Raw genomic sequence first — 12,109 nt, 5'->3', positions numbered from 1 at the left:
CCCTCTAATAATTACGCAAAAACCTTGTAATTCTAAGTATTTTCCGCTTTTTTCATTTGCATAAAAAACACAGAAACACTATAAATTGTGTATGCCGAATTCACAAGCACAAGATATAGTGTTTTTTCGTTGACTTTCTCCGAGACTTATTTATACTAGGTTTATAACTATTACAACTCGGAGGAAACAATTATGAATATCAAACTATTTTCTAAAAACAACTGCATGCAATGTAAAATGGCGAAACGCTTTTTAAGTGAAAATCAGATTGCCTTTGAAGAAATCAATATCGATAATGAGCCTGAAGCATTAGAATTTTTGAAAGAACAAGGATTTCAAAGTGTGCCAGTCATTACCTCTGATGCGCAAACGATCATCGGTTTCCGTCCAGATCAACTACGTCAATTAGCGAGCTAAGATTTTTCTCAATGTGATGCTTTTGAGGGATTTGTCAGTCGTCCAGACCGCAAGTCCTTTTTTATACGAACAAAACAAGAAAAGAGGTTAGCCATTTATGAGCTTGAAAGAAATCAAAGATGTCAGTTATTTCAAATTGAATAATGAGATCAACCGTCCAGTAGATGGTCAAATTCCATTAAATAAAGACAAAGAAGCCCTAGCGGCATTCTTTAAAGAAAACGTTGAACCAAATACCTTAACCTTTGCGACTGCAATGGACAAAATCAATTATTTGATTGAAAATGATTATTTAGAAGAAGAATTTATCAAAAAGTACCGTCCTGCTTTTATTGAGGACTTGTATCAATTCTTAGATGAGCAACACTTTACTTTCAAATCATTTATGGCTGCTTACAAGTTTTATTCACAATATGCATTAAAAACGAATGATGGTACCGCGTATCTTGAGCGTTACGAAGATCGGGTGGCGTTCAACGCCCTTTACTTTGCGGATGGGAATGAAGAGTTAGCCATGAGCTTGGCAGATGAAATGATCTACCAACGTTACCAACCAGCAACCCCTTCTTTCTTGAACGCAGGACGCAAACGTCGCGGTGAATTAGTTTCTTGTTTCTTGATCCAAATCACTGATGACATGAACGCGATCGGTCGTGGGATCAACTCCGCGCTGCAACTTTCACGGATCGGCGGCGGTGTCGGGATCACATTATCAAACTTGCGGGAAGCTGGCGCGCCTATCAAAGGCTACGAAGGTGCAGCAAGTGGTGTGATGCCTGTAATGAAATTGTTTGAAGATAGCTTCAGCTATTCAAACCAATTGGGTCAACGGCAAGGGGCTGGTGTGGTCTACTTGAACGTCTTCCACCCAGACATCATCAGCTTTTTATCAGCGAAAAAAGAAAATGCAGATGAAAAAATCCGTGTCAAAACCTTATCATTAGGTGTGATCGTACCTGACAAATTTTACGAATTGACGCGTAAAAATGAAGAGATGTATCTCTTTAGTCCGTACAGTGTCGAAAAAGAATATGGCGTACCATTTTCTTATGTCGATATCACCAAGGAATACGACAACTTAGTCATGAATCCACGGATTCGCAAGACTAAAATCAGAGCTCGCGATTTAGAAAATGAAATTTCTAAATTGCAACAAGAATCTGGTTATCCTTATATCATTAATATCGATACAGCAAACCGCAGCAACCCAATCGATGGCAAGATCATCATGAGTAATCTTTGTTCCGAGATCCTTCAAGTTCAAGCACCATCTGAGATCAACGGCAAGCAAGAATACGAGGTTTTAGGAACAGATATCAGCTGTAACTTAGGTTCCACCAATATCGTGAACTTGATGGACAGCCCTGACTTTGGGAAATCTGTTCGAGCAATGACTCGTGCCTTGACCTTCGTTACTGATGCGTCTGACATTGACGTGGTACCATCGATCCAAAATGGGAATGCCTTGAACCACACGATCGGGTTAGGCGCAATGGGCTTGCATACCTATTTTGCAAAAAATCAAATGGAATACGGTTCACCAGAATCCCTTGAATTTACTGATCTTTATTTCATGTTGTTGAACTATTGGACATTGGTTGAAAGCAATGCCATCGCCAAAGAAAAAGGCGAAGTTTTCCATAACTTTGAAAAATCAGCTTATGCAGATGGCAGCTACTTCACTGATTATATCCAAGGTGACTACCAACCAAAATCGGAAAAAGTCAAAGCATTGTTTGAAGGCGTCTTTTTACCAACTGGTGAAGATTGGGCAGCCTTGGCACAAACCGTCAAAGAAACCGGCTTGTATCACCAAAACCGCTTAGCCGTTGCACCAAATGGTTCGATCTCTTATATCAATGATACGAGTGCCAGCATCCACCCGATCACTCGGATGATCGAAGAACGCCAAGAAAAGAAAATCGGCAAGATCTATTATCCAGCACCTTACTTGAGCAATGAGACGATCGGCTACTACAAATCAGCCTACGATATGGATATGCGCAAAGTGATCGATGTTTACGCAACTGCTCAAAAACACGTCGATCAAGGGATGAGTATGACCTTGTTTATGCGTTCAGATATTCCAGAAGGTCTTTACGAATGGAAAGAAACGACAAAACAAACCACCCGTGATTTGAACATCTTGCGTCACTATGCTTTCCACAAAGGGATCAAATCGATCTACTATGTACGGACCTTTACAGATGATGCAGAAGAGATCGGCAGCAACCAATGTGAAAGCTGTGTCATCTAATCCAACTTTTGCCTGAAAACGAACCAATAGCCTACCCCTGCTCTTTCTTGAGAGCGGGTCGGCTGTTGTCTTGATACGATTATTGGAGGAACCGACTATGGGTAAGACTTACTATGAAGCAATCAACTGGAATGAGATCGAAGATATCATCGATAAATCCACTTGGGAAAAATTAACAGAGCAATTCTGGTTAGATACGCGGATCCCTTTATCAAATGACCTTGATGATTGGCGGACGCTATCACCATTAGAAAAAACGACGGTGGGCTACGTCTTTGGCGGCTTGACCTTATTAGATACCGTTCAATCAGAAAGCGGTATGGATCAACTGCGTAAAGATGTCCGCACCCCACATGAAGAAGCGGTCTTGAACAACATCCAATTTATGGAATCTGTCCATGCAAAAAGCTATTCATCGATTTTCAGCACCTTGAATACAAAAGCGGAGATCGCCGATATTTTTGAATGGACCAATACCAATCCTTACTTACAAAAGAAAGCCGAACGAATCAATGAGATTTACAAAAATGGGACACCGCTAGAGAAAAAAATCGCCAGTGTGTTTCTAGAGACCTTCTTATTCTATTCAGGTTTCTATACACCCCTTTACTACTTAGGTAATAACAAACTAGCGAACGTAGCGGAGATCATCAAATTGATCATTCGTGACGAATCCGTTCATGGCACGTATATCGGCTACAAATTCCAATTAGGTTTCAACGAATTACCAGAAGACGAACAGCAAAAGCTGAAAGACTGGATGTACGACTTGTTGTATGAGTTGTATGAAAACGAAGAACGTTATACCGAAGAATTATACGATGAGATTGGCTGGACCGAGGAAGTCAAAACCTTCTTGCGTTACAATGCCAATAAGGCTTTGATGAATCTAGGACAAGACCCGCTTTTCCCAGACACCGCCAACGATGTCAATCCAATCGTCATGAACGGTATTTCAACTGGTACCAGCAATCACGACTTCTTCTCACAAGTTGGGAACGGGTATCTGCTTGGTTCCGTTGAAGCGATGAAAGACGATGACTACTTCATCGGACTTGATTGATTTGCTTACAAATAAACACCTTGTTTCTCGCCAATAGAGGGTGAGAAACAAGGTGTTTTTAGTTAGCCAGCTGGTCTTTGATAAAGGTCAACGTTTCTGTCAAACATTCCTGTGCTTGCGGCAAGCTATAATCAAATTGGTATTCGTGGGTCACTGTTTCCGAATCCCCTTTGTAAAAACGACTTGTCACGGGAATATCAAGAGCTTGCAGCTGGTTGGCAAAGGCAATGCCTTGGTCTTCAAAGGAATAGGCGTTGCCATCAGTGATATACGTTGGTGGAAAATCAGCCGTCAATTTATCCACCAGTGAGATCTCCTGCAGTTGGGGACTATCTTGCCATTCTTTTTTGCCTAATAACGACCAAGCCACCGTTTTAACAAAGAATTTCATAAAACGATCATCCGAAGAAGTTCCAACGATCTGCTTCAAATCAAGGGGGCCGCAATAGGAAATAAACCCTTTCAGGGCCGATGCAGGAATGTCTTGATCAAAGGACATTTCCTTCGCATACGCTGGATTGGTTTGCAGCGCCACATATTGCCCGGCAATTTGGGCACCTGCAGAATCTCCACCGAAGAAGAGTTGATCGAAATCAAGCATGGGGTATGCTTGGGCATCTGCTTTGATCGAGTCTACCGCTTGGGCTAATTGTTTGACCTGTCCCGGATAATGCAAACTTGGCGCCCATTCATAATTAATCGAAATCACAGCGGCTTTGGTTTCATCGACGACATAGGTCGCAAATTCTTTGACGCCTTCTTTGTCTCCCCCGACATATCCGCCCCCATGGACCCAAAAAATGACTGGAACAGGGCCTTGTGCATCTTTGGGATAATAAAGATCAAAGGTACTGCGTTGATAATCCGATTGATAAGCCAAGTCCTGTTTGACCGTCACATTCGGCAAACTTTTTTGATAAGCCGCCTCATCCTTGATGGTCACTTCTTGGTTAAACAGATGACCGATCAAAAAAGCCCCCGGTCGTGGGGAGAGTTGAAAAGCCAGAAAAACGGCAGCTAAGAGTCCGATCAGGACAATCGCCACCCACATGAAAAAGCGCAGAATTTTTTTCACGCAAAAGCTCCTTCCTTCGTTCTGTTTCAGCTTTTTCATTTAACCATGTTTTTTTAGCAAATTCAATGACAATCGCTAAAGATTAAAAAAGGATGATACCAATAGGCACCATCCTTAAAATAACATCGTTTATAATGGCAACATCATAAACAATCCAGCTGCGATCGCTGCACCGATCATTGGACCGATGATTGGTACTAACGCATAGCCCCAATCGGAAGTCCCTTTGTTTTTGATTGGTAAGATTTGGTGAGCGATCCGTGGTCCTAAGTCCCGTGCCGGGTTGATGGCATAGCCTGTTGGTCCACCAAGAGACAGTCCGATCGCTAAGATCAAGATCCCAACAACGATGGGATTTAATCCATCCGTAAAGGTATTGGCACCAAAAGCCAATAAGCCAAAGACTAAGACAAAGGTACCAATGACTTCAGTGATCGTATTCGATACTAAATTACGAACTGCAGGCCCTGTTGCAAAGGTACCTAAAATCGCGCCTTGGTCTTTTGTTTCATCCCATAATGGCAAGTAGTTGAGCCAAACGAGGATTGCTCCTACGATCGCACCAGCAATCTGCGCCAGCATAAACGGTATAGCCAAACTCCAAGAAAAATTCCCTGTCATCGCCATGCCTAATGTAACGGCTGGATTCAAGTGAGCAGGTCCCATGTACCCTGAAACGTATACGGCTATGGTCACCGCCGTTGCCCAGCCCATCGCGATCACGATCCAGCCAGAGGCTTCTGCTTTACTCTTTTTCAGATTGACAGCCGCACACACGCCATCCCCTAACAAAACCAAAATAGCCGTTCCTAGAAATTCACTAAAGATCTGTGTTGTTTCATTCATCTTTTTTTCCTCCTTTTAAGGCTGTTAAATCTGATTCTGCGATCACTTGGTTCATTTCTGCTACATAGGCTGCTTTTTCTTCTTCGCTCCAGCCAAAGAAGTCGGTCATAGCTGCGACGACACCGGCTTTGACTTCATCTAAGGTATCTCGCATAAATAGGATATGGTTGGTCCGACGCAATAGATAATCGACAGGCGTCAGAACCATTTCTTCATGCAAGGAATAGTTCAAGGCAGTACTTTCTTTTTCATCTAAGCCCTCAAACTTCGTCTTGTAGTTCAACACTCGGGGAAGATTCGACCCATAAAGATGAGCCAAATACGTCGCATCTGCTTCATTGAACCCAGCGGCTTGTGCTTGGTCAGTCAGCTTCGCTAATTCTTCCTCTACATTGGCCGCATCAAGCTCACCACCAGAAACTGGGTACGTGGTTGAATCCACCAACTCGAAGGAAGCACCGCTTTCTTGGAGCAATTCATTGATCCGTTTGACTGCTCCTTCCGCCATCAAACGATAGTCGGTGATTTTTCCGCCTGCCAACGTCAATAGTCCGTCTTTTGAGCGTTCCAAACTGCTGCCGCGAGAAACTTGCGATGGATCCACTTTGCTGGCTTCTACTCGTTCTTGCGCTTGTTTTACAGCTTTTTCTACAACTGGTCGCTGCCGCTCATCTGCAAGATATTCTTTGACGCTTTCAACGATCTGCTCAAAGCTTTCATCAGATAATTTGCCTTTACCACCACCATTGTAATCCGAACCACCATTATTCGTAATCAATGGACGTAGACCAGCCCAGCTCGCTTCGATATCATCAAGGGTGATCTGTGCATGTGGAAAGCGTTCATTCACGATGGTCAGTAGATAATCGACATCTTCTTGTGTGACCGTCGGATGGGCAAAATCGCCTGTATAGTCCGTATCGGTTGTGCCAAAATAGGTCTTGTTTTCTCTTGGTACCACGAAAACCATCCGACCATCATTTTTCCCAGTATCAAAATAGGTTGGTTGCGGTACTTTTAGTTTTTCCCGATCGACCACTAAATGGACGCCTTTTGTCGGACGCATTTGTGGTGGCAGCTCATCATTCTTGTCTAATTGACGAACGATATCGGACCAAGGGCCGGTCGTGTTGATCACGACTTTGGCGTGAACCTCAAAGCGCTCGTTTGTCAGTTGATCCTCCACTTCTACCCCATTGATGATGCCTTGCTCATCATGTAAGATGCCGACGACTTTGGCTTTACTGATCATTGCTGCCCCATCGGCTTGTGCTCGTTTAATGTTTTCGATCACCAAGCGGGCATCGTTGTTGCGAAAATCAAGATAGACTCCGCCACCAACTAAGTTTTCCGCCTGCAGCTGTGGTTCGCGTTCTAAGACCTCTTCTTTCGTCAGCAGATAATTTTCGTATTTACTGCCTGTCACATTTGCTAAGCGATCATAAAGATCCATCGCCACTTTGACAGAAAACAAGGAGAAGGTTGCCCCCGGTTCATCGTAAATCGGTAAAAGCATCGGATCTGGTTTCGGGATATGCGGAGCAATTTGTTGGACGATCGCCCGTTCCCGCACGGTGTCAGCGACCACTTCCACGTCAAAGGTTTTCAAATAGCGAATACCGCCATGAACGAGTTTCGTGGACCGCGAAGACGTCCCTTCGGCAAAGTCTTGCATTTCCAAAAGAACCGTCTTCATCCCAGCCGCTGCTGTTTGAACGGCAACCCCTGCGCCGGTAATCCCACCACCAATGATCAACACATCATAGGTGGTCTTTGCCGTTTCTTGAATGGTTTCCTTCCGATCTTTCTGAGAAAAGGTCATGGCTTACTCGCCTTCTTTCTTCGCTTTGAATTTGAAGGTCTGAGTAGCCGCCACCGCTTGTTTCCAACCTTCGTACAAATTGTCTCTTTCTTCTGCTGGCATTTCTGGCGTAAACATTTGCCCTTCTTCTGCCATTGATTTCAATTCATCTAAGTCTTTCCAGAAGCCAACCGCTAGCCCTGCCAAATAGGCTGCCCCTAATGCGGTTGTTTCCAGATTCGCTGCTCGTTGTACGTCAATGTCTAAAATGTCCGCTTGGAACTGCATCAATAAATCGTTTTTGGCTGCCCCTCCATCGACTTTCAGCAATGGGATATCGATACCGGAATCTTTTTTCATCGTATCGATGACGTCTTTTGATTGGTACGCAACAGCTTGCAGTGTTGCCCGAACAAAATCTTCCTTCGTCGTCCCACGAGTCAAGCCGAAGACTGCTCCTCTTGCATCTGAATCCCAGTAAGGCGCACCTAATCCAGTAAAGGCAGGTACCACATAGACTTCATTATCTCCTTTTGCTTTGGCAGCTAGTTCTTCTGATTGTGGCGAAGTCTCGATCATGCGTAGACCATCCCGCAGCCATTGGATCGCTGATCCAGCAACGAAGATACTTCCTTCTAAGGCATAATAGACTTTGCCGTTGATGCCATACCCGATAGTCGTCAGTAGGTCATTGTCAGACAATTGTGGTTCTTCACCCGTATTCATGACAATAAATGCCCCAGTGCCGTAAGTATTTTTGATCATACCTTTTTCAAAGGCCATTTGTCCAAAGAGGGCGGCTTGTTGGTCTCCAGCCATTCCAGCGATTGGTACTTCACTGCCGTAAAAATGGTAGCTGCGGGTGTGACCATAGACTTCTGAGTTGCTTTTGACTTCTGGTAGCATCGAGCTTGGAATGTTCAAAAGATCCAAAATTTCTTGATCCCACTCTAATTTATGAATGTTGTAAAGCATCGTCCGACTAGCATTGGAGTAGTCGGTGACATGGACTTGTCCATCTGTCAGTTTCCACACAAGCCATGAATCGATCGTTCCGAAGAGTAGCTCACCATTATCCGCCTTTTCTTGTGCCCCTTCGATATTGTCTAAAAGCCAACGCACCTTGGTCGCTGAGAAATACGCATCAATGACTAACCCAGTTTTTTCATGGATCATCTCTGTATGGCCATCTACTTTTAATTGGTCAGCGATCGGAGAAGATTGACGGGATTGCCAAACGATCGCATTCGCGATTGGCTGCCCTGTCGTTTTATCCCAAACCACTGTCGTTTCACGCTGGTTGGTGATACCAATGCCGGCGATTGCTTCTGGTCGGATACCTGATTCAATAAATGCCCCTGCGATGACTGATTGGACAGAGTTCCAAATTTCGTTGGCGTTGTGTTCTACCCAACCTGATTTTGGAAAGTATTGCGGAAACTCTTTTTGTGAACTGCCGATTTTTTTCCCGTTACGATCAAAAATAATTGCTCTTGAACTAGTGGTTCCTTGGTCGATCGCCATTACATAATTTTTTTCTGCCATTTGATTCGCTCCCTTTGGTTTTATACGCGCTTTTTTTGTTAGCGCTTTCTGTCTTGCTTTTATTTTAGCTGAACTTTTGCTATATGGTTCGTCAATTTTTTTTCAAATCTCTAAGAAATTGACGAAATCCACTATTTAAAGCGTTCACGGATCATTTTTTTGATTGTCTCACGATCATAAGCAGTCCCTAATTCACTGATTCGATAAGTCGGTGTTTTGGTCTCGATGGCGTAATTCGCCAAGATCAAATCATATTCTTGTTCTGGACGATAGCGTTCGACAACTACGCCATTCAAATTTTTGAGATACAGCAGCCACATATAATAGAGAGCTTCTTTAAATAGCTCATCCATTTTCAAGGCGATCCCAACACGAAATTCTCGATTGATTTGATAGTCGATGATCGTGATGACACTCAAGTATTTGACCATCGTCATCATCAGTAGACTATTTTTCTCGGACGGCTTGATATTTAACTCTGTTAAGGCCTTACCTAATAGTTCATGACTGATTTGCTGAATGTTGCGGCTGGATAACTGCGCTTCTAACTGCCAAATATTTTCTCGATCAAAAACCTCCACATCCCCTTTGAAAAAATAGACGCGGCTGTGGATCTGCAGCAGGTGACCATAGCAAGTGGCTTCCATTTCACGAGGAACAAACGATGGGCGGTAAAGATGCAAAATATGTTCCAAAATCAATGTATCCGTCAAGGCAGTTGGCGTAAACCGAGAACGCTGCAGCATATACACCTGCAGATCGTGTTCGGATAACACCGAGAACGACAACAAAAAGACAAAATGCAGCATCGCCTCCTCTTCTCTGACTTCTAATGCGTAATGGCCAAAGCCACGAAATACCAACTCACGTAATTGTTGAAACAAAGGGTCTTTCATGTAAGGTGCCATTTTCTCCCGTAAAACTTGAAAGGATTGAGTAGCAATTTTAAGTCGCGCCTTCATGATCCTCAGCCATAGGGACAAGCGCTGCTGGGCTTCTTTCGTAAAGCGCATGTTCAGGCCGCGAGTGATCAGACCGACATATTTCTCATCGATCGGCAATGGCTGACTGTCAAAAGAATGAACATACCAAAAGAGTTCAAAATAGAAATAACGAATTTGGGTTTCTTCTCCAATCAGCTTTCCTTGCCAGATCTCTAACTCAAATTCTGCTAGCAAACCATTTAGCTCTTTGATTTTGCGAAACAAGGATGACTCGCTGACTGTTAATTTTTGTGCCAGCTGGACAGTTGTCACTTCTTGATGTTGTAAAAGATGCTCGAGAATTTGAAATTTCAAGGCCGAACGATAAAATGCCCATTCAATTTGGTTAAGAGAAAAGGTGGGACTCATTTCAAAAACCAGTGAACCATTTCGGTAATACAATCGACACTGCTCATGATAGTGCGTCAACTCATCTTGCAGCTCATCCACATACTTTTCCAGAGAAGGCTTACTGATGCCAAGATAGAGCGCTAATTCATGTAGCTCCATTTGACCGCCAACTAGTAAAAGTTTTTTGAGCAGCTGCAATTGTTTTGCTTCTTTTTTTTCTAATAACTGATCAAGTCTCATCGGCATCACTTCCCGACCATATGAAGGTTTGATCCAACACATTAGTGAATCGTGGATGGAAGAAAAAGTCTTTTTGGGTCAGCTCCTCCATCGTTGCCTGCTGCTCGATCGCAAACGCTAGTAAATTGATTTTTTCCAAAATATTGGCTTTTGATAAAAGCTGTGCACCAACGATTCGACCGCTGGCTTGTTCGATCATCACTTTTCCATGAACCTGCGTCGAATCAAAAAGGGAAACGGTAGCCGTAAAAGTGTGACAAACGATCGGTGATTCATAGAAAAACTGATCCGACTCGGTCAAGCCGGTACTGGCTAAATACCACTCAAACAATTGTGTACCGACTGTCCGCAATCCACCACGAAACGGGGTCGTTTTGTTTGCTAGATTGCGAGCTGCCGCAATCCCTGAGCGAACAGCATTATTGACTAAGGGCATGTAGACCGTGTCTTTCGTAATAGCATTTGGAATTTGGATCAAGTCGCCGACCGCAAAAATATCCGTGGCAGAAGTTTCCAAGTAGGCATCTGTCCAGATGGTTTGATCACTGTGTAATTCAAAGACCGTAAATGCCTCTGGCAAGCGAGGATGAACGTTAACTGTCGTCAATACCAGATCGCTTTCATAACGTTGATCGGCGGTTTCGATCCGAAAGCCTGTTTCCGTTTTAACGACTGCCAAAGTTGGCTCCGACCAATGCAGCTGCAAGTTGGGGATTTTTTCGATCTCCGTTAAAAAGGGCTGCAAAAAATCGCGATCAAAGTATTTGAATAAAGGATACGACATTGATTCGATCACACTGACTTTTTTGCCGATCATCGTTAAGGTATTCGCCGCTTCCATCCCGGCTTGACCAGCACCGACGATGGTAATCGACTCTGCTTGGGGCAATTGCTGTAAGAAATGCTTCGCTGCTTCATATTCTTTGTAGGTCAGCAGTGCTTCTTCTGGTTGCGGCAAAACAGTGGAATCTTGACTGGAACCTGCCGCCAAGACGAGTCGATCATAGCTTAGTTCCCGCTGATCCGTCCGAATCCGATGATCAGAAGGAAAGACTTCTAGAAAGGTTTCTTCTAAGGCTACGTCGATTGTTTCTGCCTCCAGCTGCTCCTTCGTACAAAAGAATGCTTCATCCAGTGAAGCGATCCTGCCTTCGATCAGCAATAACAAGCCGCTAGGAACAAACCCAAGATGGGCTTTTTTTTCTATCAATAAAATCTCTGCGTTAGGGTATAATTGACGTGCTTCACGGGCGCAGCTGACACCACCAAAAGACCCACCTATAATTATGATTTTCATTGGATCACCTCTCTCCCTTAGCTTAAATGAAACGCTCTCATTTGACGAGTAAAAAGCTATCTTCCTTACTATTATTTTGCACCAGATATTGGAAGATGCTTTCAAACCAAAAAATCAATCTGAATGACCGTACCTTTATGATTGTGCCGTCAGCCACACAGCCCTCACTAAAAAATTCGCTAAAAAAAGAAAAACACAAAAAAAAAACCAGCCAATCGAGGTTTGGTTGCATCA

The 12,109-nt window shown here is 43.6% G+C and carries 9 protein-coding genes; 3 read left to right on the top strand and 6 right to left on the bottom strand.

The features are described 5' to 3' along the window. Window positions 1-192 precede the first annotated feature (192 nt). The 3 genes from nrdH (at window position 193) to nrdF (ending at window position 3,737) form a co-directional block, all read left to right on the top strand. A complete protein-coding gene (nrdH, locus tag IGI94_RS03480) occupies window positions 193-417 on the top strand; it encodes a glutaredoxin-like protein NrdH (protein ID WP_005225182.1) in 225 nt (74 codons plus the stop codon). A gap of 97 nt (window positions 418-514) precedes the next feature. Next, window positions 515-2,674, top strand: coding sequence for a class 1b ribonucleoside-diphosphate reductase subunit alpha (gene nrdE, locus IGI94_RS03475; protein ID WP_008377092.1), 2,160 nt, complete (start codon window positions 515-517; stop codon window positions 2,672-2,674). A 97-nt stretch (window positions 2,675-2,771) separates the two neighbouring features. Then, complete coding sequence (gene nrdF / locus IGI94_RS03470; RefSeq protein WP_005225180.1) at window positions 2,772-3,737, top strand: class 1b ribonucleoside-diphosphate reductase subunit beta; 966 nt, start codon at window positions 2,772-2,774, stop codon at window positions 3,735-3,737. Between the two features lie 58 nt (window positions 3,738-3,795). Here the strand turns inward: nrdF and IGI94_RS03465 are convergent, their stop codons facing one another. The 6 genes from IGI94_RS03465 to IGI94_RS03440 form a co-directional block, all read right to left on the bottom strand. Beyond that, the gene (locus IGI94_RS03465; RefSeq protein ID WP_016611960.1) at window positions 3,796-4,851 is read right to left on the bottom strand and encodes an alpha/beta hydrolase; all 1,056 of its coding nucleotides are present in this window, start codon (window positions 4,849-4,851) and stop codon (window positions 3,796-3,798) included. Between the two features lie 90 nt (window positions 4,852-4,941). Next, window positions 4,942-5,658: an MIP/aquaporin family protein gene (locus IGI94_RS03460; protein ID WP_005237471.1), complete on the bottom strand. Its 717-nt coding sequence runs from the start codon at window positions 5,656-5,658 to the stop codon at window positions 4,942-4,944. Then, window positions 5,651-7,480, bottom strand: coding sequence for a type 1 glycerol-3-phosphate oxidase (glpO, locus tag IGI94_RS03455; protein ID WP_438899438.1), 1,830 nt, complete (start codon window positions 7,478-7,480; stop codon window positions 5,651-5,653). The genes IGI94_RS03460 and glpO overlap by 8 nt, the downstream gene beginning before the upstream one ends. Window positions 7,481-7,483: 3 nt before the next feature. Beyond that, a complete protein-coding gene (gene glpK, locus IGI94_RS03450) occupies window positions 7,484-9,004 on the bottom strand; it encodes a glycerol kinase GlpK (protein WP_086333036.1) in 1,521 nt (506 codons plus the stop codon). A 131-nt stretch (window positions 9,005-9,135) separates the two neighbouring features. Next, entirely contained in the window at window positions 9,136-10,578 is a 1,443-nt protein-coding gene (locus IGI94_RS03445) for a helix-turn-helix domain-containing protein (protein WP_016611958.1), read from the bottom strand. Then, window positions 10,568-11,875, bottom strand: a complete 1,308-nt coding sequence (locus IGI94_RS03440) for an FAD-dependent oxidoreductase (protein WP_438899437.1) — start codon at window positions 11,873-11,875, stop codon at window positions 10,568-10,570. Before IGI94_RS03440 ends, IGI94_RS03445 begins: the two co-directional genes overlap by 11 nt. Window positions 11,876-12,109 lie beyond the last annotated feature (234 nt).

The organism is Enterococcus sp. AZ149, assembly GCF_051714285.1.
GTDB classification, from domain to species: domain Bacteria; phylum Bacillota; class Bacilli; order Lactobacillales; family Enterococcaceae; genus Enterococcus_D; species Enterococcus_D entomosocium.
Note: the sequence above shows the minus strand (reverse complement) of the source record. Positions and strands in the feature narration are given on the sequence as shown.